The sequence below is a fragment of the Neobacillus sp. 114 genome, from assembly GCF_030127045.1.
Classification (GTDB): domain Bacteria; phylum Bacillota; class Bacilli; order Bacillales; family Cytobacillaceae; genus Neobacillus; species Neobacillus rhizophilus.
In genome coordinates, this window is the sequence record NZ_CP126144.1 from 6,208,882 (window position 1) to 6,231,201 (window position 22,320).

A 22,320-nucleotide genomic window follows, 5' to 3' on the forward strand; every position below is an offset into this window, starting at 1 on the left:
TTCACTTTTGAGCATGCAGAGCATGATAAAAATAATCTATCATAATGACAATATAGGATGTCATTAGTCCCAAAACAACACTGACTATTTGAAAATAATCAGGGTATTCTAACGCAATCATTACCGCAATTGCTGCGATCGCCATTCTTTGCAGCGAGCCCAATGATTTGACCTTTTTTCCTGCCGAGACGGCTTTGTCGAATTTCTCTGTTTTTCTCACTAACATCCAAAGCATAATGAAGCTAAAGCATGTCCCAAGGATCAACCCAAGGAAAGCCGTTTTGTATGTAGTGAAGCCCCAGCCAAGAACATAGATGGACAACAAGTAAAACATCCATTTTCTCTGCCTGTTGTACATTTCTCTGAAATCTGGCATTGTTATTTATCTCCTGAATAGAAATGGCGGATTGAGACAAGCATAGAATAAACCCCTGCCGCAAGACCCAGGAGCAGTCCGATTATTAAGAATATTGGTTCTGTACCCCACTTTTCGTCCAGCCATCTTCCGGCAAAAATGCCAATAAGGATGGAGCCGACCAGCTGGGAAACAATAGCAGACATTAAAGCCATGGCTTGAAAAGGATTGCGGTTCTTTTGCATAATAAAATCATCCTCACTGTCTAGAGAATGAAAAACAAAAAGGTGATTATGATAAATCATGCGAGGGATTTTGTCAAATTAAATTTCGATGAAAACCCTACCATCCACACCCTTTGTTAGCATACAATAGGCACCATGCATTGTCAATGAATTTACGTGAATTATTCCACAAACAATTTCCCAATTTTTTTGCGATTTGGAAGTGAAAGTTAACACTCTTATTGTATTGTAATTTTTGAAGTTTTTTTGGCTATTTTGTGTCCATTTTGTGAACACTTGATTCTGACTTTTTAAAAAATTTCCCAAAGGTTAAGTGGAATAACGGGCAGCATTCTCACCTCGATTGCCGCCCCAATTTTTTGTCTTAATTTTTATAAATTGAAATCATCGTTTCAATAAAATCCTCTTTGCCGGCCTTTTTGGCGAAGACTTTGGCGCGGTAGGTGCCTTCGAATGGGAGGTCTTCAGCTTTGAAGGATTTACGGATCAGTCCCTTCTTTACATCGGTGCTTGTGTCGAGAAAGCCGACAAAGCGGTAATCGTCAGGGTTGAATAGGGCGATTCCAAACTCCTCCGCTCCCCCCGGGACGTAGACCTCGTACTGGTAAGTACCCGGCTCATCTCCTTCTGCAAAATCAAAGCCCATAACCCTTGGGTAGCCCGGCTCCTCGAGAACATACAAAAACGGTATATGGATGGACTGGCTCCCGGCATGCAAGGTTAGAAAGCCATCGTGAATTTTCCCTTTAAAAATCTGCGGGTCGACGGCAAGCTCCACGATAATGTCGCGTGACTCCTCTGGATCCAATGTGAAAGCTAGCGGGAAGCGCCACTCCAGGCCGTCGATGTGCTGTGGAATGTCAAACGTGTAGCGTCGCGGTTTGGCGCTGATATTTTCGACTTTTAATTGGGCTTTATGAACATTTTTCAGGCTGCTAAACTTTCCGAACCGAATGCTGCCCGGCATGACCAGCGATTCCGTCTGGATCGCATCATCCACCTGGATGCGGCCGGCCCCCTGCTCGTACGTGCGGTAATAGGGACCAGGGGTAAGTTGGGTTTTACCTTTGTTGATGCCGCCGATTGGATCAATTCGGATTGGTTTGCGGGTTGTTTCTCCCAGGCTCGTGCTGCTTGGCTCTCCAGGTTCCTTTGTCAGCGGTTTGGCGGTATTCATCAACGCCGCCTTAATCTGCTCCGGTGTCCAGTCCGGGTGGGCCTGCTTGATCAGTGCGCAGGCGCCGGCCACATGCGGTGCTGCCATGCTCGTCCCCTGCAGGCTTAAGTAGCCGCCGGGAATTGTCGAATTGATGGCCACCCCTGGGGCGACAAGGTCCGGTTTGATATCCCATGTATCCGTGACGGGCCCTCTGGAACTGAAATCGGCGAGCTGGTCAATTTCCTCGTTTACTTTGAGTCTTGCCGTCAAGCTGGTGTTTTTTAATTTTTTTCGTAAAAATTCACCCTCGCTTTTGGTAATCGACCCAATCGGTATTGCAGCCGGCGCATCGAGATTGCCGATGAAGGTGCCCTTAAGATTGTTAGCGACCACCACCGCCTTGGCCCCCGCTTCATGGGCATTTTTTGCTTTTTCCGAAAAAGTCAATTCGCCGCGCTTCATTAGAACGATTTTCCCCTGAACGTTCTCGAGTTCGTTCGGTTGGCCGATGCCGCCGTCGACGATTGGAAGCGTCCGGTCAAGTGACCAATCCCCCGACCCCTCCATCGGCTGGACCCGAAGCAGATTTTGCATTCCTTCTATTAAAAGCTGAGGGATTTCCATTGTCGGCGTCGAGGCTCCAACTGAAATCGCCTTCGCGGATGTTCCAGGAGAACCGACCGTCCACACATTCGGTCCGGAATTCCCCGATGCCGCGACCGCGACGATCCCATTCTCAACAGCACGGTCAAGCGCCTGGCTGATCGGCAGGTCGGGACCGTTAATGCTGTTGCCAAGCGAAAGGTTCATGATGTCGACCTTGTCCTTGATGGCCTGGTCAATCGCGGCCAGCACCTGCTCCGTCGTCCCCCCGCCGCCTGGACCAAGTGCGCGGTACGCAACGATTTTTGCCTCCGGGGCCACGCCTTTAATTTTTCCATTGGCGGCAATAATGCCAGCGACATGGGTGCCGTGGATGGTCGCTCTGCCTTGCATGAGAGTTTCCATTGGGTCTTGGTCGTTATCGACAAGGTCATGGCCGCCCGCATAATTCCGGGCGAGATCCGGATGGGTGTAATCCACCCCGGTATCGATTACCCCGACCGTGACGCCGCGGCCAGTCAGCCGTTCATTCTTTTTTGAAAAAAAGCCGCGTGCCTCCTCGCCGCCAATGATTTTCACACTTTCCTCGGTCTCGACCCGATACTCTGTAACCGGGGAGACATGTTGGATTTGAGTTTGCTGGCGGTTCTGGGTCTGTGCCTCTAAACGGGCGATTGCACTTGGCGGCCCTTGAATCGAGAAACCGTCAATGGCCTTCTGGTATACGCGGCGCAGCTTGATGTCTTTATAGGGCGCGAGCAGCTGCTTGATTTCCTGTTCTGTTTTCGGATGATCAAGCATGACGATGGCGACAGTATCCTTTATTGATTTTTGGATTGGGGGATGAATTAGGATTTTGGTCGGGATGCCGGTGGTCCCAATATTTACAGTTCCGAGCGCAAGAAGCATTGCAAGTACCAATTTCATGTGAAAATCCCCCTTTTTTCCATATCGTTTTCTTTGGGAGGGGAAAGTATGCAGGTCGACTTGGATTATGGCTCGTTATTTTTGTTGCGTATTTACAATTTTTGGATTTGCTTTCCGATTTTTTGGTTTACTTTCCTAATTAGGTCGGATACTTTCCACTTTTATCATTTTACTTACACTTTTTGGCGAAATACTTTCTAATATCCCTATTTTACTTTCCACCCCCCTTTTTCACGCGGAATTCCACAGATAAAGCCAGGCGTACAGCCTGGCTCAAGTAATTTTTAATGACCTCTTTTGAAAATTTCCCATTTATTTGGATATACTTTCTGATTTGAGGCTGTTACTTTCCAAATTGGAACGAATACTTTCCACTTTTATCATTTTACTATCCATTTTTGGCGAAATACTTTCCAAAATCCCTATTTTACTTTCCAACGTCATTTTTCACGCGGAATTCCACACAAAAAGCCAGGCGTTCAGCCTGGCTCAGGTAACTTTTCAATTACCTTTTTCGAGAAGTTTCCATTTATTTGGATATACTTTCCGAATAGGAGCATTTACTATCCAAATTGAATCGGATACTTTCCACTTTTATCATTTTACTTACACTTTTTGGCGAAATACTTTCTAATATCCCTATTTTACTTTCCACCCCCCCTTTTTCACGCGGAATTCCACACAAAAAGCCAGGCGTTCAGCGCCTGGCTCAGGTAATTTTTAAGAATTATTTCGTCCCAAACAGCCGGTCTCCAGCATCGCCAAGTCCTGGTACGATGTAGCCGTGGTCGTTTAACTTCTCGTCAAGGGCAGCGATGTAAATGTCGACGTCAGGGTGTGCCTCTTTAAGAGCTTCAACGCCTTCTGGTGCGGCAATCAAACACATAAATTTGATATTTTTGGCTCCCCGCTTTTTCAAGCCATGAATCGCTTCAACGGCTGAGCCGCCAGTTGCGAGCATCGGGTCAACTACGATAAAGTCGCGTTCTTCAACATCACTTGGAAGCTTGACGTAATATTCAACCGGCTTTAGCGTTTCCGGATCGCGGTAAAGACCGATATGGCCCACTTTTGCAGCCGGGATTAATTTCAAGATTCCGTCCACCATGCCAATACCAGCGCGCAAAATTGGCACAAGGCCGATTTTTTTACCAGAAAGAATCTTCGATTTTGCCGGACATACAGGTGTTTCAATGTTTGTTTCTTCAAGCGGCATGTCTCTTGTGATTTCAAACGCCATCAAGGTTGCCACCTCGTCGACCAGCTCGCGGAATTCCTTTGTTCCCGTATGTTTGTCGCGTATGTAAGTAAGTTTATGCTGAATCAGTGGATGGTCAAAAACGTATACCTTCGCCACAATGATCGCCCCTTTACAAAAATTTAATTTTAGCAGTCGTCTCATTTTACAGAAAAAAAAGCCCACGAGCAACTCGGAGCGCAATGTTTGATTTTTCAAAAAACGACACAAAGGACGGTTCTCTTGCCTCACTAAAGTGAGGCAGAAAAACCGTCCCCATGCATCATATTTTAGTATTCTGGATAAAGGGTAAATTTGCTTGTTAACGCGTCAACTTGTCTCCGCGCTTCTTCAAGCTTTGCTTCATCTTCGTGATTTTTCAATGTGAAGGCGATGATGGAAGCAATTTCGTCCATATCATCTAAACCAAAGCCGCGGCTTGTTACAGCAGCTGTACCAATGCGGACTCCGCTTGTCACGAACGGACTGTTTTGGTCGAAAGGAATGGTGTTTTTATTAACAGTAATGCCGACTTCATCGAGCACTTTTTCAGCGACTTTTCCTGTTAAACCAAGGCTTGTCACATCCACAAGCATTAAGTGGTTGTCCGTACCGCCGGAAACAAGCTTCAAGCCTTCTTTTTGCAGGCTTTCCGCTAAACGCTGAGCGTTCGCCACGATTTGACCAGCATATTCTTTAAAGCTGTCCTGAAGCGCTTCGCCAAATGCAACGGCTTTAGCAGCGATTACGTGCATAAGCGGACCGCCTTGGATTCCAGGGAAGATCGACTTATCGATTTTCTTGCCCCATTCCTCAGATGTTAGAATCATCCCGCCGCGTGGACCGCGAAGGGTTTTATGAGTAGTAGTTGTGACGAAATCAGCATATGGCACTGGGTTTTGGTGCAGACCTGCCGCAACAAGACCAGCGATGTGCGCCATGTCGACCATTAGGTACGCGCCAACTTCATCAGCGATTTCACGGAACTTCGCAAAATCGATTTCCCTTGGGTACGCGCTGGCACCGGCAACAATCATTTTTGGCTTATGCTCAAGGGCTTTTGCACGAACATCATCATAATCAATACGGTGTGTTTCTTTGTCGACACCATATTCAACGAAGTTATATTGAATACCACTGAAGTTAACTGGGCTTCCGTGTGTTAAGTGGCCGCCGTGGGATAAATTCATGCCAAGCACGGTGTCACCTTGCTGAAGGACGGTGAAGTAAACGGCCATGTTTGCCTGTGCGCCGGAGTGCGGCTGAACGTTCGCGTATTCCGCTCCAAAAATTTGCTTGGCGCGCTCACGAGCTAAATCCTCAACAACATCGACATATTCACAGCCGCCATAGTAACGGCGTCCAGGGTAGCCTTCTGCGTATTTATTCGTTAAAACGGAGCCTTGGGCTTCCATTACAGCTTCACTGACAAAGTTTTCGGAGGCAATCAGTTCAATTTTAGAACGTTGACGGCCCAATTCTTGCTGGATTGCTTGAAAAACCTGTTCATCGGCTTTAGGTAAATGCTTCATGATTCATTCCCCCTCATATGTAAATAAAAAAACGTTAGAAAATTCCCTCTTTATTGTAACATGTTTTTTGGTTATGTAAACACGTAAGATTCTATTTTTAACATTTTTATTGTTCGTGTTTCGTATAACAAATAAGATAATCACGCCTATAATCGTTCGTGTTTTTGAGGTTCCTAACTGCAGCTCGAATTAGCGTCGGTCCGTTCGTAAACCGCGCGGGCCCCGCCGATAAGTTTTGGTCTTGTTTTAGCCAGCGTCACATGGGCATGTCCCAAGAACTTCTGTTTAACACGGACGGGGACGGCAACATGTTTCAGGTGCATGCCGATAAGGGTGCTGCCTATGTCAATACCTGCCTCCGCCTTTACAAACTCGACCACTACGGCGTCGTTCATTTTTTCAAAAGCAAATGTTGCCATCGCTCCGCCTGCCTTCCGGACTGGGACGACCGAAACCTCTTCGAAGCCTCGCACGAAGGCAACCGACCGTTCCACCACGATTGCCCGGTTCAAGTGCTCGCAGCATTGAAAGGCTAGGTGAACTCCGGTTTCTGTTTGAAATTTTTGCATTTGGCGAAAAATCATTTCGGCTACTTCAATCGTTCCGGCCGTTCCGATGCGCTCGCCAATAACCTCACTTGTGCTGCAGCCGATCACGAGAAGCTGCCCCGGCCTCAAGGATACCTGCTCCTTAAATTCCGTTAAAATTGCTTCAAGTTCGTTCTCCCATTGCTGAATCATACCCTTTGACCTCCCATCATTCATGTTCCAAGGGACCTATCCCCGCCACTTTAATGTTTTACTCTATTGGGGAATCTTGCCCCTGCCACTCCGCCGCTTAATCCGATGTGGTACCTATTGGTGTTTCTCCTCATAATCCGAGATTTTACCGACACGGTTGGCGTGACGTCCGCCTTCGAATTCGCCAGTCAGCCATATTTGGGCAATATCACGGGCCAGTCCAGGACCGATGACGCGTTCGCCCATCGCCAAGATATTGCTGTCATTGTGGGCACGTGTTGCTTTTGCACTAAAAGTATCGTGCACAAGTGCACAGCGGACACCCTTCACTTTATTGGCGGCAATGCTCATGCCGATGCCTGTCCCGCAAATTAAAATCCCGCGGTCAAACTCGCCGCTTGCTACCTTTTCCGCAACCGGAAGCGCATAATCCGGATAATCAACAGACGACGCACATTCACAGCCAAAATCCACATACTCAATCTTTAATTCCTCCAGCAAGCTGGCAATTTCCTTCCGAATATTCATGCCTCCATGGTCTGACGCTAATGCTACTTTCATCTCAAAAATCCCCCTATTCCAACATCAATCTGTACTTAATTTTGACATACCGTGCGAAAAATATAAAGCCATACTATTCAGATATGTCGGGCAAAAAAACGGTTTAACCGCCAGCTGTTCATAAAAAAAGCCTTACCTAATAGGCAAGGCTTTTTTTTAAATATGAAGTTTATCTTTTATTTTCCAGTTAATGCTGTATATGCGTTTGCTTCGCCCTTGCCATATAACTCATCGTGGCCTTTTTTACCTAAATCCAAGGCAGTCTTTTCAATCAATGCCTGCACTTGAGCTGGCTTATATTCCGGATGGGCGGCTTTGATTACACCAGCAATACCAGCGACCTTTGGTGCGGCCATGGAGGTGCCGTGTAAGTAAGCGTAGCCTTTGTTATCGACCATGGTAGCATATTTAGGCAAATAAGTCGGCCACGTTGAAAGCGCACGATAAGTAAAATCACGTTGCCCCAAATCACGTGATGTATCATACACAGGACCATTATCTCCGCCCGGTGCTGCTACATCAATAAAACTATTGCCATAGTTTGAATAGAATGCCAGCTTATCCGTTGACCACTTGTTGGAGGAAGAAACGGTAATGACGCCAGGAGTACCGCCTGGAACTTCAAATGTTACCCCTTTAAAAACAAGATTTTCATCGCCATAATTTGCATTCATATAATCAGTAAGCGACTTTTTGTCAGCATAATTTACAGAATCATTCCCTGCAGCAGCGACGATCGTTACATTTTTCTTAACAGCGTACTGAACGGCGCGCTTCCATAGAAGGATATCCGCGATATCAGAATAACGAGTGCCTTCATAGGTATATTTCAAATTGTCGAATCCACCAAGTGACATATTAATAACATCGACACCATCATCGGCCGCTTGAACGATGGCCGCAACAATCGGTGCAGTAGGTGCACTGCCGGATGCATCAAAAATACGGTAGGCACGGATTCCTAAATTCGGGCCTACCCCTTTTACTAATCCATTCCCAGCGATGGATCCTGCCACATGGGTACCGTGTCCGTTTGTATCGGTTACATTGTTCTTATCGATATCCTTTCCACTATAACCACCTTCTGGGACATAGTTGACACCGCCAATAAAGTTCGCCTTTAAATCAGGATGATTAGCATCGATTCCGGAGTCAATAATGCCGACCACGGCCTTATGGGTACCGCCTTTACCGCCTGATTCTATTGCAAACGATTTTCCTTCATTCGTTAAATGGCGAATATCCCACTGCGAACTCCAATATGTACCATCCTTATCTGGAGTGATATCCACCGGTTTTCCATCCGCCCCTTCCGGATTTCCATTTTCAAGTTTATAAGTCCTCTCAACATTCGCCGCGCTAATTTTTCCGCTAGATTTAAACTGGCTAAGGAAAGCAGGGTTTGCAGAGCGGACTTCCAACGCGCCGATTTCCGGGACTGCCCTGATTACTTCTCCGCCGGCACTCTTCACTTCAGAAAGATAGTTTTTCGGTAATGACTGATTAAATGCAATCAGATAGTTTTTACTTTCTGCCTTTGTGCTGGCAGATGTGTGCAGGTTCGTAGAGAAAGTTACTAGAGACATGGCCAAAATACTGCTGGCCGCAATGGCCATCATTCTTTTTTTCTTCTTCAAAAGCAAAACCTCCCTATATTTGTCCTAACATTCTCCATTTTAAATCTATCAATATCTATTTGAAACAAATTCTCATCGTAAAAGAACGACAGCATTTTTTCACAAATTGCAGAGTTTGTCAGAAGGAACCCCATAGAGAAAGGCCAAGAGCAAGACACTCCTGACCTTTTCTATGGCTTTATTTTTTCAATCGCTTTATCAATCAGCTTATCGAGTTCTCGGTAGGTGGCTTCATAGATGGCGAGGCTGCCGCCGTACGGATCGGTGACGTCGTGGTCGAACTCTTCACCGGTAAATTCCTTCAATGTGAACACTTTTTCAATCGCCTTTGGGTACTGCTGCTGGATGGCGAACTTATGCGAGGTTGTCATCGTGAGAATCAAATCGGACCAATCGACCTCATCAGCGGACAGCAAGGTGGAGCGGTGATTTTGCGCAATCTTTTTGGTGGCGAGCACCTCTTTCGCGTTCGCCGAGGCATCGCTGCCGCTTGCGGCGTAAATTCCGGCGGACTTAACCTCGATTCCGTCAAGCTGTTTATTTTTTAAAATGGCCTCCGCCATCGGACTTCTGCAGGTATTTCCTGTACACACAAATAGTATTCGCTGCATATGTACGCCCCCTTCCCCACCTATTATAGAACAATTTTCCACGTTCAAACCGTTGCAAATGTCCCTTATACAAAAATTTCTTATAAAAACACAGCCATCAGCTTAATGCCAAACGCTAGTAAAATCGCTCCCCCCAGTGCCTCACTGTACGCACCGAGCCAGCCCCGGACCTTTTTTCCCAAAAGCAGGCCAGCCCATGTCTGCAGGGTGGCCATGACACCAAAACAGACGAGGACCAAAACGGTTTTGGCCCCATAAATGCCTAAGGTAAGCCCTACGGAGAAACTGTCCATGCTTACACTCAATGCAAAAAATAAAAGGCCAAAGCCAACCGGCGTAATCACCTTTTCATCATCGTCCTTCAGGCTCGACCAAATCATCTGCACCCCTAAAATGATTAAAAGCAGACCGCCGATAAACGAGGCCAGCGCTCCAAATTGTTCTGATAAAAATCTTCCTGCTGTCATGCCGGCGAGCGGCATCAACACATGAAAGATGCCAATGATAATTCCTATTTCAAATATTTTTCGAAGCCGCAGTTTGTACATCCCCATGCCAAGGCCGACCGAGAAAGCATCCATTCCTAGAGCCGCTGCCATCAACATGAGTGTCATAATTTCCCCAACCACATCAGACATTCTGACTTCTCCCCTTTGGACTAACTATTTCAGCATATGCACGTCCAAATCGGTTTAGAAGCCAAGCTGGGAAATTGAGCGGAAGCCTTTAAAAAAAGACCAGCCCTCCATTTAAGGAGAACTGGTCTAGGCGCTGATTACAATCTATTCAAAAATCACTTTATTCCCCGCCGCTTTTTCCAACCGGTTCATAATGGCGTATCCCACGCCTTCATACGGGAACATTTCGCTAAAAATCACATCGACCTGCTGCTCATTGAATCGACGGAGCACATCGTAGAGAGTGGCAGCTACTGTCTCGAGTTCAGCGCGTCTCCCACAGGCGAGGACGACATCGGCTTGGTACTCGTCCGCATGTTCTTCTGTCGTCAGCACCCCAACACGCAAACCTTCCTCACGTTTTTCGGCAGCAAGCCCCTGCAAAAATCCCCGGGTGCCTGACACCAAATAGAGCGGAGCATTTGGCGCGTAGTGGCGGTACTTCATGCCCGGCGCCTTCGGTTTTGCCGCTTCATTTTTTAAAGCCGGGTCGATATGGACTTCGCCGACCACGGCCTCTAACTGCTCCTTGGTCACCCCGCCTGGCCTTAATATGACCGGAAAGGTTTCTGTGCAGTCAATGACAGTGGATTCGACACCGACTCCGGTCGGACCTCCGTCCACCACGCCGGCAATTTTTCCTTCGAGATCATCAAGGACATGTGCGGCCGTTGTCGGGCTCGGTTTCCCTGAGGAATTCGCACTTGGTGCGGCAATCGGCAGACCACAGGTCCGTAGCAGCGCCAGTGCCACTGGGTGGTCCGGCATCCGCACTCCAACCGTCGCGAGACCCGCGGATGCTTTTTCCGACAGCACGCCTTCCTTCATTTTAAAAATAATCGTCAGCGGCCCAGGCCAAAATTTTTCCATAAGGATTGCCGCCTTTTCAGGTACCTCCGCCACAAAGCGGTTCAACTGTTCCTTTTCAGCAATGTGGATAATCAGGGGATTATCCGCGGGCCGCCCCTTTGCTGCAAAAATTTTCGCCACAGCCTCATCATTCTCGGCATTCCCGGCCAACCCATAAACTGTCTCCGTCGGCATCGCAACAACTTCATTTTCCTTTAAAAAATGTGCGGCATCCACAATATGTGGATTACTTTCTAAATTATCCACATACTTATCCACTTTCCAAACTTTTGTGTTCATGTTATCCACCTTCAAAACCTATCTCGTTTTTTATCGAATTTTGACGAATTTCGGCGTATAAACTCATATTTTTCGCATGATACGTTTGAAAGTATAAAAGAAGGCAGACCTAAACACAAGTGATATCCACAAATTGTGCATAACTTACCGGAAAAAGTGGATAACTTTGGCGTTATATCCACAATATTATATCGTTAGTCTCAAAAACAACGAGTTATCCACATTTAAAACGTGTCGAATGTGTTCAGATTGATAAAACCCGACCGGCAGTTCCCCGCGCCCAATCTTCTCAAACCCCATCAGTTCAAAAAACGGCAACGCCGCCCCCTTATTTGTAGCCAAAAATAAACTTTCCATTCCCTTTTCCTTGGCTAGCTGCACCATTTGGTCAAATAGAACGAAGATTTCCTTTTCTGCCTGCCCCACGGAGACAACCAGCGAGCGCAACAGTCCAAACTGTTCACAAACCTCCATTCCAAGCGATCCGACCAGCTCTCCCTGCTCGTCCTCTAGCAGCAAAAACCATTCTATCGTTTCATCAGTCAGCCCATCTGTCCCAAGATTAGCCCTCGTAAGAAAGCTTATCAGCCTTTCCAAATCCCCTTTAGTCGCCTTGCGAATCAACGCCTGCATCCCATCCACCCCATTTTTTCAGATTCTACTCTATGAATATGAAAAAATAGAAAAAGTAGAACAGGTTGGGACTATTTTCTAGCATATTTTTTAGTAGTCCCAAAGCATCTATAGGACATTTCCTTCCTTCTCCTACTTGGTTTTGTCCTTTAGAATGCTTCTATCGGACATCCTCTTTTCTCCTCTACACAGTTTTGTCCTTTAGAACGCTTCTATTGGACATTTCCTTCCCTCTTCTACCTCGGTTTGTCCTTTAGAACGCTTCTATTGGACATTTTCCTCCTCGCCTATCCAGTTTTGTCCTTTAGACGGCTTCGTCTGAGCATTATAGTCCTTCCCTGAGCATAGGCACTTTTATTATTCACTGAGTGTTCCTCATAAGCACAAAAAAACAGCCCCCTCTCAGAGCTGTTAGTTAAAAAGCTTATTCCACATCTCAACCACAAAGAATTTCACTTTTACCGGCTGCTCATCCTCCGAAACGTAAACTGGCTTATCCTTCTTAACCGGTTTCTTGACCACAATGGCTTCTGCTTTTTCTGAATCTTGCTTCTCCACCACAGCGGCTTCTGTTTTTTCTAATGACTCCTGCTTCTCCACCACAGCGGCTTCTGTTTTTTCTAATGACTCCTGCTTCTTCACCACAGCAGTTTTCGTTTTTTCTGAACCATGCTTCTTCACCACAGCCGTTTCCGTTTTATTAAAATCCCGGCCCTTCATCACAGGTATATCATCTTCATTTGTATCCCCATTTGTACGAGCCTCTTCAAAGTCCGGCCGTTCTACCTCTGTTTTCTTCTGTTGAACAACCTTTTCCTTTTTACCTTCCACAGACTTTGTTTTCACATCGGACCGCTTCTCTTCCAACTGGGCGACCGAACTAGCATCCTCTTTCGCTTCAGCAACAGCAGCCGTTTCTTTTTCCTCAAACCCCTCACTGACAGCTACCCCATTTGAAAAATCTAGGAAGCATAGCGGCGGGTACAGCACGCACCACCAGTTCGCCCCTTCACCCGCGCCCAACGTAATTAACACTGCCTGATACTTTCCTGCCGGATACAAAAACTGACCATACAGCTTTGTCGGAAACTGCACCTTGCCAAACTCTACGTTCACCGACTGATCCGAACCCGATTCACTGACCACTTTTTCCGCAATCCCTTGAATCTCTGGCAGATGACCCTTGATCACCTTACGTGCCTCTTCCATCGAAGTTAAATCCTGTACCCACAGTGTAATCTGTGCATTCACCGCATCACGAACCTTGCGCTTAATCGCCTGATCCTCTTCAAAATCGCTGTTGGCGAGAATCCTTAATCGAATCGCCTCGCCCGGAATCACAATCGATTCCTTCTGTGCCGCTTCTGTTTTTGGCATATATAAATTTAGCATCGTCGCTAACGATAAAACCACCAAATATCCCCAAACTACCAGTTTCCCTCTCATCTCTAGCACCGTCCCTTCCCTTTGCCTTACCATTGTGGACAAAATGCCAGAATCTTAAACTATTAAATTTTACTATTTTTAAAATCAAAATTGGAAGAATATGTTACAATCTACATAATGCCATAAAAAAGGGGACCTACTTATGAGCTATGATGCCCATATCACTAGAGCGGAAGACTGGCCAGAGAGCGAGGAATATCCCATCACTTTGGACGAGCTGAAGGAATATTTCCAGACAAAAAAGGATTTTCACTACTCAACCTCTTTTTCAAGCACCGGCCCCGTTTCCTTAACCATCGCCGGCGAATTCTTTATCTGGAATTATGGGTGTCCCCTTCCATTTTTGGAACGGTCGTCTGATTGTCGCCAACCCTGATAATGAAATCCTTGCCAAAATGAAAGAAATTGCACTCGATTTAAACGCAAATCTTCTGGGAGACGAGGGAGAATCCTATTAAAAAAACGAATGGACCCTGCTCGTCCATTCGTTTTTTCTTTCCTACCTATTCTTGAGCACCGAAGCCAATCTCCGCAAACACCATCCGGTCCTTGCCGTTAATATCATTCACAACCTCGACTTTTACATCCGCAAATGCTTTTTGAAAAAGCTCCGCTACCGCTTCGCCCTGACCGGCCCCAATCTCGAAACATACCAGAGCGCCCGGCGAGAGCACTTGCGGCAGCTCTAGCATAAAGCGGCGGTAAAAATCCAAGCCGTCCACTCCTGCGAAAAGTGCTCGGTGCGGCTCATGATCCGTCACCACCTCGGACATCTCAGCCATGTCAGCAACTGGAATATACGGCGGATTCGACACCACCACATCCAGCATCTCACCGCCTGCAATATACGGCTGCAGGAGGTCTCCCTGGATAAAATGGACATCTGCGCCAAGCCGGCGGGCATTCTCATTCGCCACCTCTAGAGAGGATTCAGCAATATCTGTGGCAGTTACTTTTAAAGACAGCTGCTCCAGTTTTAAGGTAATAGCAATTGCTCCACTGCCCGTTCCAATATCAGCAAGCTTAATTTCCTCGCGCCCGCCAAATAGCCGGTGGATCCGCTGCAATGTCCCGTAGACCAGCTCCTCAGTTTCTGGTCTTGGTATGAGCACCTCCGGCGTAACCACAAAGGTCCGCCCGTAGAACTCCTCCGTCCCGATAATATATTGCACCGGAACTCCCGAAGCGTGGTCGTGGACTGCTTTTTCAAAAAGCTCCCACACCTGCGAGTCTAGCTCCTCACGCACATTGGCAAACAGCTGCGACCGCGTCATCCCGGTAAAATGCCTTAGCAGCAATTCTCCCGCGTTCTCATCCCGGCCTGCTTCAACTAAAAAAGAAGAAGCCCATTTCAGAGCTTCGAATACCTTTTTACTCATTTGTTGCATTTTCCAATCTTCTCGCTTGGTCATCGAGCACCAATGCCTCAATAATCTCTTCCAGCTTGCCCTCAATAATCTGATCCAGCTTTTGAATCGTTAAGCCGATTCGGTGGTCAGTCACCCGGTTTTGCGGATAGTTGTACGTACGAATCCGCTCAGAACGGTCACCTGTACCAACCGCTGATTTCCGCACTTGGTCATACTCAGCCTGCGCTTCCTGCTGGAACTTATCATAAATACGCGCACGCAAGATTTTCATGGCCTTGTCCTTGTTTTTGTGCTGGGAACGCTCGTCCTGAGAGGTCGCTACAATACCGGTCGGAATATGCGTTAAACGAACCGCTGACATGGTGGTGTTAACGCTCTGTCCGCCGGCGCCGCTCGATGCGAACGCATCAAAACGGATATCCTTTTCGTTAATCTCGATGTCAAATTCCTCAACTTCCGGCAAAGCTGCAACTGTCGCTGTAGATGTGTGAATCCGGCCGCCAGACTCGGTTTCCGGCACACGCTGCACCCGGTGCGCACCATTTTCAAATTTCAATTTAGAAAAGGCGCCCTGTCCGGTTATCATAAAAATAATCTCTTTGAAGCCGCCAAGCCCAGTCTCGTTGGCATCAATCACTTCCGTCTTCCAACCCTGCGCTTCCGCATATCGTGAGTACATGCGGTATAGCGTGCCGGCAAACAATGCCGCCTCTTCGCCGCCCGCTGCACCGCGGATTTCCATGATAACGTTCTTGTCATCGTTCGGGTCCTTCGGAACCAGCAAGATTTTTAACTTGCCTTCAAGCTCTTCAATCTGCGCCTCAAGCTCGCTGACCTCTTCCTTAACCATGTCGCGCATTTCCGCATCCAGCTTGTCCTCAAGCATGACCTTTGCGTCCTGCAGCTGGGATTTCGCTTCCTTATACTGGCGGTACGCTTGTACAGTCTCCTGCAGGTCCGCCTGTTCCTTCGAATAATCACGAAGCTTTTTAGAATCATTTATAATTTCCGGATCGCTTAACAGCTCATTGAGCCTTTCGTAGCGGTCCTCTACCGATTGTAGACGATCAAACACAGTCATTCACCTCAAATTAAATTCAAAACTTCTATCTAAACACCCGCAACACCGGGCCGAAAATTGTCCATAACATTCTAATTATAGTATAGCTAAAAACTCGCGTCAATGTGATGCATGGGGACGGTTCTCGTGCATCAAAAAATACAATGCTATTATCGGAATTGATTCTTCAGGAAAGTAAAATTGGATATTTGGAAAGTATTTGCTCAAAAAGTGTAAGTATAATCGTCAAAGTGGAAAGTATCCGCTCTGAATTGGAAAGTAAACTCCCCATATCGGAAAGTATATCCAAATAGAAGGAAATATCCCCAAAAAGGTCATTAAAAAGTTCCCTAGGCCAGGCTCTCCGCCTGGCTTTTAAGCTATTTTGGGTGGTTGTAAGAAGGGGGAACTGTGTTTTAAAAGGGTTTGGAAAGTAAAATAACAAATATGGAAAGTATTTGATCAAAAGATGTAAGTAAAACTGCCAAATTGGAAAGTAACTGCCCTAAATCGGAAAGTAACCACAACAAACCGGAAAATATATCCAAATAAATGGTAATTGTGATGCGCGGGGACGGTTCTCGTGCATCAAAATGTCTCAATGAGTACAGATGAGTAAAATACCACTTTTTGAAAAGACCCTATATACCCTTCCAACCCCCAATTCCATCAAAAAAAACATGCCCTGTTCCCAGAGCATGCCCATTATCTCCTATCTTCCTGTACACGAACCTCAATATTATAACGCGGCAGCGCACGCATCAGTTTCTTATGCAAACGGGCCTCCGCATCCCGTCTGTCACCAGCAGAAAGCATGCCCTTCTTGTAAACCCGTACCCACATTCTGTCTCCATTAATCCAAACAGAATCCGTCACAAATTCATGCGTGTCAGTAATCACCTGCTTTGCCTTAGCAATATCGTTGCCCTGATTATTGGCGCCGGCTTCACTGCCGCTTCCAGTCCCCGTCAGGTCAAGGAAGTTCGGGTTTTGGTTGGTCACATCGTCCTCCACCATATGCTGGTCGTTGATATCGTGATTGGACACAAGATTCCTCGTCTGCCGGTCGCCGCGCAAGTCATTAGCCGCATCATCATCAGCACTACGGCCATTTTGGCAGCCCGTTGCCAACAAAAGCATGATACCCACGACAAACATCCACTTTTTCATCGAATTACACCTCCATGGTACTAGCATGCCCTGCCACACGCACCCGCCCCCGAGTGAATTCTTTCCAACCATAAACAACAAAAGGGCGCCAGGCACCATGCGAACATGGCAACCCAGACACCCTCCAAAACCAAGCTTTAAAACCTTATACCCCTTCTTCAACCACCAAACGCACTGACGCCGTTTTTGGCACTTCATGATGATGACGGCAACGCGGTTCATAAGCCTCAGCAGCCCCCACCAAAATAACCGGATCATGGTAAGACGCCGGACGTCCGTCAATCAACCGCTGTGTACGGCTAGCTGGCGACCCGCACACCGTACAAACAGCCTGCAGCTTTGTCACCGACTCGGCAATCGCCATCAACTTCGGCATCTGCCCGAACGCCTCACCGCGGAAATCCTGATCAAGCCCCGCCACAATCACACGGTGGCCGGAATCCGCCAGCTGCTGAACAACCCTTACTATGCCTTCATCGAAAAACTGCGCCTCATCGATCGCGACAATATCCATATCCGCTTCCACATGATGCAAAATCTCGATCGAATGGGAAATCGGCTTCGCCTCAAAAGAAGTGCCATTATGGGAAACAACAGACTGGTCATGATAGCGATTATCGATTTTCGGTTTAAATACAGCTATTTTTTGTTTAGCAAACTGGGCACGCCGGACGCGCCGAATTAACTCCTCTGATTTTCCAGAAAACATACTGCCGCAGATAACCTCAACCCATCCGCTTTGCGTCATAACATACATAAACGGCGACTCCTTCCTAATCACGAAACCATCTCTATTTATAATATACAAAATCAATTATTTTAAAGAAACTGGCCATTTGGCCAATAAAAAACAGGCAAGCCAATGTTGCATCTTGCCTGTCTTTGCGCGAATTATTGTTGATTCTTAAGACCGTATTTTTTGTTGAAACGGTCAACACGTCCGCCTGCTTCAGCGAATTTTTGACGACCAGTATAGAATGGGTGGCACTCAGAGCAAGTTTCAACGCGGATCTCGTTCTTTACAGAACCGCTTTCGAAAGTGTTGCCGCATGCACAAGTCACCATAACTGATTTATAATTTGGATGAATTCCTGCTTTCATTCTTTTCATCTCCTTCCGCCCTGAATCATTCGAAACAGAGTTATATACAGTGCTTGTCTTAACAAGTCACAGAATTACAAAAAACACACTGACCACATTATAACAGCCAGACTAATTGTTTGCAAGCTGGGATTTTCAGCCTTTTTGAAAAAACAAAACCAAAATATCGAATCCATCCAGGGACCTCGCAGCCGCCTAAAACCTAAGAACGGCGCGCCTTAAGCTCCTCACCAAGCTGATCGAAGAACTCTTGATTGGACTTCGTCTGACGTAATTTTTTCAAGAAACGCTCGGCAAAATCTGGGGAATCTGACATTGATTTACGAATCGCCCATAACTTATCCAAGTGATCCTTCGGAATAAGAAGCTCTTCCTTACGCGTTCCGGAACGGCGGATATCAAGCGCAGGGAACACACGGCGTTCTGCAAGCTGTCTGTCAAGGTGCAGTTCCATGTTACCGGTACCTTTAAATTCTTCATAAATGACGTCATCCATACGTGAACCAGTATCAACCAGTGCTGTCGCAAGGATCGTCAAGCTGCCGCCCTCTTCAATATTACGGGCCGCACCGAAGAATCGCTTCGGACGGTGGAATGCCGCTGGGTCAATACCACCGGACAACGTCCGTCCGCTTGGTGGAATCACCAGGTTGTAAGCCCGCGCTAAACGCGTGATACTATCCATCAAAATAACAACATCGCGTTTATGCTCAACTAAACGCATTGCCCGGTCCAAAACAAGCTCTGCGACCTTGATATGATTCTCGGGAACCTCATCAAACGTCGAGCTAACCACGTCACCGGCAACGGAACGCTCGATGTCGGTCACCTCTTCCGGACGCTCGTCGATCAACAGCACGATTAACTCGACATCAGGATGGTTCGTCGTAACGCTGTTGGCGATTTCTTTTAACAGCATTGTCTTACCAGCTTTCGGAGGAGCGACAATCAGACCGCGCTGGCCAAAACCAACTGGTGCCACAAGGTCCATAATCCGTGTTGATAAGGCTTTTTGTGTTGTTTCGAGCTTCATCATCCGATTCGGATATAATGGTGTCAATGCCGGGAAATAGACGCGTTCTTTCGCAGATTCCGGATCTTCACCGTTAACGGCTTCTACATGAAGCAATCCGAAATAACGCTCATTTTCCTTCGGCGGACGAACCTTACCGGATACCTTGTCCCCATTGCGGAGGTCAAAGCGGCGAATCTGCGATGCTGAAATATAGATATCTTCAGAGCTTGGCGAATAGTTGATTGGGCGCAGGAAGCCGAAACCCTCTGACTGGATGATTTCCAGAACGCCTTCCATGAAGAAATAGCCCTGCTGCTCGGCACGGGATTTTAAAATCGCAAAAATCAATTCTTTTTTCGTTAATTTGCTGTAATAGGTCACTTTATATTCGCGCGCAAGCTCATAAAGCTCCTTCAGCTTCATATTTTCTAAACTTGAAATCGTTAATTCCAATGTGTACACCACGCTTTTAAATTTTTCCTTCATATCCGCTGTCGATTAGGAGCGAGAAATGATAGTAAGATAATAGAGTTGAGGAAATGAATAGAAGTTGATAGAAATGAATAGATTGGCAGAAAACTTGCATGATAAAACAATCTCTATTTTACCCTCTCAGCGAAAAGTTAATCAACTTATTTTTCAAACATCCCTTATTGGAAATATTTTCTTGAAGGAATCCTCATGGAGAATGGGGAGATTTCTGCAAATTTCGGGTGGTGGAAGGCACCACCCGATGTTCGCTACCTATAGTACTAAATTTGGTTTTTTGTTTAGGCTGTGTCGGCCGTCGATGAAACGAACAGTTCCGGACTTTGCCCGCATTACAACAGAATGGGTGGAAGCGTGAGAGCCCTTGAACTGGACACCGCGCAACAGTTCCCCATCCGTTACGCCTGTTGCCGTAAAGATAGCGTCGTCGCCTTTGACCAGGTCCTCCATGCGGAGAATGCGGCTCACATCCAAGCCCATTTTTTTGCAGCGTTCAAGCTCAGCATCATTTTGCGGCAGCAATTTGCCGATCAGTTCACCGCCAAGGCATTTCAAGGCGACCGCTGAAATAACACCCTCTGGTGCACCACCTGAACCGAACAGAATATCGACACCGGTGTTATCAAACGCCGTATTGATGGCACCAGCCACATCGCCGTCATTAATCAGCTTAATTCTGGCGCCTGCTTCGCGAATCTGGGCAATGATATGCTCATGGCGCTGACGGTTCAGTACAGTCGCAACCACGTCTTGAATATCTTTATTTTTTGCTTTCGCGACAGCCTTGAGGTTATCAATGACTGGAGCGTTGATATCAATTAGCCCAACTGCTTCCGGTCCGACTGCGATTTTTTCCATATACATATCTGGAGCATGGAGCAGGCAGCCATGGTCAGCCACAGCGAGAACAGCTAATGCATTCCAACCGCCGGACGCCAAAATATTGGTACCTTCAAGCGGGTCAACGGCAACATCGACACGAGGCCCGTAGCCATTTCCAAGCTTTTCTCCAATATAAAGCATTGGCGCTTCGTCCATTTCCCCTTCACCGATGACAACGGTTCCTTTCATCGGAATGGTGTCAAACACATCGCGCATCGCCGAAGTGGCTGCTCCATCTGCTTCGTCTTTTTTACCGCGGCCCATCCAGCGTGCGGAAGCAAGCGCTGCTGCTTCAGTCACCCGGACAAGCTCCATCGTTAAACTTCTTTCCATTGTTCTCCATCCCCCATTTTTTTCTGATGAGACTTCGTTCCTTTATAAGTATATCTCATTATGTGTTTTTAAGGTGCTCTAATTCTTCCTGTGTTAATGCCTCCCGCCAGACAGTGGCGCCAAGGCCGTTTAATTTTTCAACCAGGTTGCTGTAGCCGCGGTCGATGTGGTCGAGACCGGTTACTTCGGTGATTCCTTCCGCCATCAGACCGGCAATAAACAGTGCTGCTCCGGCACGGAGGTCGCTTGCCTTGACTTTGGCGCCGTGGAGTTGAACAGGTCCGCTAATAATAGCAGAGCGTCCTTCCACTTTAATGTTGGCGTTCATTCTTCTTAATTCATCAATATGCTTAAATCGGGCACCATAAATAGTGTCCGTTACCACACTTGAGCCCGCTGCCTTTGTTAACAAGGCTGTAAATGGCTGCTGCAGGTCGGTTGGAAAGCCCGGATAGACAAGCGTTTTGATATCGACGGCTTTCAGGTTCGAAGGGCCGTTGACAAACACCTGGTCATCGCCGGATTCGATATTCACTCCCATTTCCCGCAGCTTGGCAATCAACGACTCCAAGTGCTGCGGAATCACGTTATCAATCAGCACGCCCTCGCCTATTGCTGCGCCAAGAATCATATAGGTTCCGGCCTCAATCCGGTCTGGAATGATCGTATGGCGGCAGCCATGCAGGCTGTCCACCCCATCAATCCGGATGACATCGGTACCGGCCCCTTTGATTTTTGCACCCATATTGGTAAGCAGAGTCGCGACATCAATGATTTCTGGCTCTTTGGCGGCGTTTTCAATTATCGTCCGGCCTTTCGCTCTTACCGCTGCCAGCATGATATTAATCGTTGCTCCGACACTGACTACGTCCAGATAAATCCGAGCGCCGCGAAGCTCGTCCGCGCGCAGATAAATAGCTCCCTGCTCGTTCGTGATCTGAGCACCAAGCGCTTCAAAGCCTTTGATATGCTGGTCAATCGGTCTTGGACCCAAGTGACAGCCGCCAGGCAGACCAATCACTGCCTTTTTGAAACGGCCGAGCATCGCGCCCATTAAATAATAGGAAGCACGCAGCATTTTCACCTTGCCGTTTGGCAGCGGCATCGAAATCATCCTCGATGGATCGACTGTCATTTCATCGTCTGTAATATTCACTTTGCCGCCGATTTCCTCAAGTAAGTCCTTCAAAATTTCAACATCGGAAATATCAGGCAGTCCTTCGATTGTAACGGGTGATTCTGCTAAAATCGTCGCAGGTATAAGGGCAACGGCACTGTTTTTGGCACCGCTGACCCTTACAGTGCCCTTTAATGGATATCCGCCCGCAATTTTAAGTTTTTCCATTTTCGACTCCCTTCTAAGCCTATGTAAACATTGATTTATCGAT

Annotated in this window: 22 protein-coding genes; 1 reads left to right on the forward strand and 21 read right to left on the reverse strand. The window is 47.1% G+C overall.

What is annotated here, in order from left to right; genetic code table 11:
• Position 1: 1 nt before the first annotated feature.
• The 13 genes from QNN06_RS30315 to spoIIR all read right to left on the reverse strand — a co-directional run bounded on the left by QNN06_RS30315 (position 2) and on the right by spoIIR (position 13,512).
• Positions 2 to 376 carry an ATP synthase subunit I gene (locus QNN06_RS30315; RefSeq protein WP_213117133.1) on the reverse strand — a complete coding sequence of 125 codons (375 nt, stop codon included), beginning with the start codon at positions 374 to 376 and terminating at the stop codon, positions 2 to 4.
• 2 nt (positions 377 to 378) lie between these two features.
• Complete coding sequence (locus QNN06_RS30320) at positions 379 to 603, reverse strand: AtpZ/AtpI family protein (protein ID WP_213117962.1); 225 nt, start codon at positions 601 to 603, stop codon at positions 379 to 381.
• Positions 604 to 964: 361 nt separating this feature from the next.
• Positions 965 to 3,289 carry a S8 family serine peptidase gene (locus QNN06_RS30325; protein ID WP_284036674.1) on the reverse strand — a complete coding sequence of 775 codons (2,325 nt, stop codon included), beginning with the start codon at positions 3,287 to 3,289 and terminating at the stop codon, positions 965 to 967.
• Positions 3,290 to 4,016: 727 nt separating this feature from the next.
• Entirely contained in the window at positions 4,017 to 4,646 is a 630-nt protein-coding gene (upp, locus tag QNN06_RS30330; protein WP_213117131.1) for a uracil phosphoribosyltransferase, read from the reverse strand.
• A 170-nt stretch (positions 4,647 to 4,816) separates the two neighbouring features.
• On the reverse strand, positions 4,817 to 6,058 hold the full coding sequence (gene glyA / locus QNN06_RS30335; protein WP_217032526.1) for a serine hydroxymethyltransferase: 1,242 nt from the start codon (positions 6,056 to 6,058) through the stop codon (positions 4,817 to 4,819).
• Between the two features lie 173 nt (positions 6,059 to 6,231).
• Positions 6,232 to 6,798 carry a TIGR01440 family protein gene (locus QNN06_RS30340; RefSeq protein WP_217032524.1) on the reverse strand — a complete coding sequence of 189 codons (567 nt, stop codon included), beginning with the start codon at positions 6,796 to 6,798 and terminating at the stop codon, positions 6,232 to 6,234.
• Between the two features lie 114 nt (positions 6,799 to 6,912).
• The gene (gene rpiB, locus QNN06_RS30345; protein WP_217032522.1) at positions 6,913 to 7,359 is read right to left on the reverse strand and encodes a ribose 5-phosphate isomerase B; all 447 of its coding nucleotides are present in this window, start codon (positions 7,357 to 7,359) and stop codon (positions 6,913 to 6,915) included.
• Between the two features lie 176 nt (positions 7,360 to 7,535).
• Positions 7,536 to 8,996, reverse strand: coding sequence for a S8 family serine peptidase (locus tag QNN06_RS30350; RefSeq protein WP_284036675.1), 1,461 nt, complete (start codon positions 8,994 to 8,996; stop codon positions 7,536 to 7,538).
• A gap of 170 nt (positions 8,997 to 9,166) precedes the next feature.
• On the reverse strand, positions 9,167 to 9,607 hold the full coding sequence (locus QNN06_RS30355) for a low molecular weight protein arginine phosphatase (protein WP_284038006.1): 441 nt from the start codon (positions 9,605 to 9,607) through the stop codon (positions 9,167 to 9,169).
• A gap of 80 nt (positions 9,608 to 9,687) precedes the next feature.
• On the reverse strand, positions 9,688 to 10,245 hold the full coding sequence (locus tag QNN06_RS30360) for a manganese efflux pump MntP (protein WP_284036676.1): 558 nt from the start codon (positions 10,243 to 10,245) through the stop codon (positions 9,688 to 9,690).
• A gap of 144 nt (positions 10,246 to 10,389) precedes the next feature.
• Positions 10,390 to 11,433, reverse strand: coding sequence for an L-threonylcarbamoyladenylate synthase (locus QNN06_RS30365; protein WP_284036677.1), 1,044 nt, complete (start codon positions 11,431 to 11,433; stop codon positions 10,390 to 10,392).
• Positions 11,434 to 11,619: 186 nt separating this feature from the next.
• Positions 11,620 to 12,066, reverse strand: a complete 447-nt coding sequence (locus tag QNN06_RS30370) for a GNAT family N-acetyltransferase (protein WP_213117124.1) — start codon at positions 12,064 to 12,066, stop codon at positions 11,620 to 11,622.
• Between the two features lie 411 nt (positions 12,067 to 12,477).
• Positions 12,478 to 13,512 carry a stage II sporulation protein R gene (gene spoIIR, locus QNN06_RS31525; protein WP_481819233.1) on the reverse strand — a complete coding sequence of 345 codons (1,035 nt, stop codon included), beginning with the start codon at positions 13,510 to 13,512 and terminating at the stop codon, positions 12,478 to 12,480.
• A 142-nt stretch (positions 13,513 to 13,654) separates the two neighbouring features.
• Here spoIIR and QNN06_RS30380 point away from each other — a divergent pair, with 142 nt between their 5' ends.
• Entirely contained in the window at positions 13,655 to 13,888 is a 234-nt protein-coding gene (locus QNN06_RS30380; RefSeq protein WP_284036678.1) for a hypothetical protein, read from the forward strand.
• A gap of 127 nt (positions 13,889 to 14,015) precedes the next feature.
• On the opposite strand, the gene prmC is transcribed toward QNN06_RS30380, so the two are convergent.
• The 8 genes from prmC to QNN06_RS30420 all read right to left on the reverse strand — a co-directional run bounded on the left by prmC (position 14,016) and on the right by QNN06_RS30420 (position 22,277).
• The gene (prmC, locus tag QNN06_RS30385; RefSeq protein ID WP_284038007.1) at positions 14,016 to 14,891 is read right to left on the reverse strand and encodes a peptide chain release factor N(5)-glutamine methyltransferase; all 876 of its coding nucleotides are present in this window, start codon (positions 14,889 to 14,891) and stop codon (positions 14,016 to 14,018) included.
• Positions 14,884 to 15,957: a peptide chain release factor 1 gene (gene prfA, locus QNN06_RS30390; protein WP_213117121.1), complete on the reverse strand. Its 1,074-nt coding sequence runs from the start codon at positions 15,955 to 15,957 to the stop codon at positions 14,884 to 14,886. Before prfA ends, prmC begins: the two co-directional genes overlap by 8 nt.
• A gap of 690 nt (positions 15,958 to 16,647) precedes the next feature.
• Positions 16,648 to 17,139, reverse strand: a complete 492-nt coding sequence (locus QNN06_RS30395) for a hypothetical protein (RefSeq protein WP_284036679.1) — start codon at positions 17,137 to 17,139, stop codon at positions 16,648 to 16,650.
• Positions 17,140 to 17,257: 118 nt separating this feature from the next.
• Positions 17,258 to 17,869: a thymidine kinase gene (locus QNN06_RS30400; protein ID WP_213117959.1), complete on the reverse strand. Its 612-nt coding sequence runs from the start codon at positions 17,867 to 17,869 to the stop codon at positions 17,258 to 17,260.
• A 134-nt stretch (positions 17,870 to 18,003) separates the two neighbouring features.
• Positions 18,004 to 18,213, reverse strand: coding sequence for a 50S ribosomal protein L31 (gene rpmE, locus QNN06_RS30405; RefSeq protein ID WP_213117119.1), 210 nt, complete (start codon positions 18,211 to 18,213; stop codon positions 18,004 to 18,006).
• A 202-nt stretch (positions 18,214 to 18,415) separates the two neighbouring features.
• Positions 18,416 to 19,681, reverse strand: coding sequence for a transcription termination factor Rho (gene rho / locus QNN06_RS30410; protein WP_261363784.1), 1,266 nt, complete (start codon positions 19,679 to 19,681; stop codon positions 18,416 to 18,418).
• Positions 19,682 to 19,972: 291 nt separating this feature from the next.
• Entirely contained in the window at positions 19,973 to 20,932 is a 960-nt protein-coding gene (gene glpX / locus QNN06_RS30415; protein ID WP_213117117.1) for a class II fructose-bisphosphatase, read from the reverse strand.
• Between the two features lie 58 nt (positions 20,933 to 20,990).
• Positions 20,991 to 22,277: a UDP-N-acetylglucosamine 1-carboxyvinyltransferase gene (locus QNN06_RS30420; RefSeq protein ID WP_213117116.1), complete on the reverse strand. Its 1,287-nt coding sequence runs from the start codon at positions 22,275 to 22,277 to the stop codon at positions 20,991 to 20,993.
• Positions 22,278 to 22,320 lie beyond the last annotated feature (43 nt).

Excerpts from the sequence above, each read along its gene's own strand:
- QNN06_RS30370 (WP_213117124.1), bottom strand. The coding sequence starts at position 12,066 with ATGCAGGCGTTGATTCGCAAGGCGACTAAAGGGGATTTGGAAAGGCTG.
- glpX (WP_213117117.1), bottom strand. The coding sequence starts at position 20,932 with ATGGAAAGAAGTTTAACGATGGAGCTTGTCCGGGTGACTGAAGCAGCA.
- QNN06_RS30355 (WP_284038006.1), bottom strand. The coding sequence starts at position 9,607 with ATGCAGCGAATACTATTTGTGTGTACAGGAAATACCTGCAGAAGTCCG.
- QNN06_RS30360 (WP_284036676.1), bottom strand. The coding sequence starts at position 10,245 with ATGTCTGATGTGGTTGGGGAAATTATGACACTCATGTTGATGGCAGCG.
- glyA (WP_217032526.1), bottom strand. The coding sequence starts at position 6,058 with ATGAAGCATTTACCTAAAGCCGATGAACAGGTTTTTCAAGCAATCCAG.
- spoIIR (WP_481819233.1), bottom strand. The coding sequence starts at position 13,512 with ATGAGAGGGAAACTGGTAGTTTGGGGATATTTGGTGGTTTTATCGTTA.
- rpmE (WP_213117119.1), bottom strand. The coding sequence starts at position 18,213 with ATGAAAGCAGGAATTCATCCAAATTATAAATCAGTTATGGTGACTTGT.
- prmC (WP_284038007.1), bottom strand. The coding sequence starts at position 14,891 with ATGAGTAAAAAGGTATTCGAAGCTCTGAAATGGGCTTCTTCTTTTTTA.
- rpiB (WP_217032522.1), bottom strand. The coding sequence starts at position 7,359 with ATGAAAGTAGCATTAGCGTCAGACCATGGAGGCATGAATATTCGGAAG.
- QNN06_RS30380 (WP_284036678.1), top strand. The coding sequence starts at position 13,655 with ATGAGCTATGATGCCCATATCACTAGAGCGGAAGACTGGCCAGAGAGC.
- QNN06_RS30340 (WP_217032524.1), bottom strand. The coding sequence starts at position 6,798 with ATGATTCAGCAATGGGAGAACGAACTTGAAGCAATTTTAACGGAATTT.
- QNN06_RS30395 (WP_284036679.1), bottom strand. The coding sequence starts at position 17,139 with ATGCTAGTACCATGGAGGTGTAATTCGATGAAAAAGTGGATGTTTGTC.
- QNN06_RS30315 (WP_213117133.1), bottom strand. The coding sequence starts at position 376 with ATGCCAGATTTCAGAGAAATGTACAACAGGCAGAGAAAATGGATGTTT.
- QNN06_RS30400 (WP_213117959.1), bottom strand. The coding sequence starts at position 17,869 with ATGTATGTTATGACGCAAAGCGGATGGGTTGAGGTTATCTGCGGCAGT.
- QNN06_RS30420 (WP_213117116.1), bottom strand. The coding sequence starts at position 22,277 with ATGGAAAAACTTAAAATTGCGGGCGGATATCCATTAAAGGGCACTGTA.
- QNN06_RS30325 (WP_284036674.1), bottom strand. The coding sequence starts at position 3,289 with ATGAAATTGGTACTTGCAATGCTTCTTGCGCTCGGAACTGTAAATATT.
- QNN06_RS30365 (WP_284036677.1), bottom strand. The coding sequence starts at position 11,433 with ATGAACACAAAAGTTTGGAAAGTGGATAAGTATGTGGATAATTTAGAA.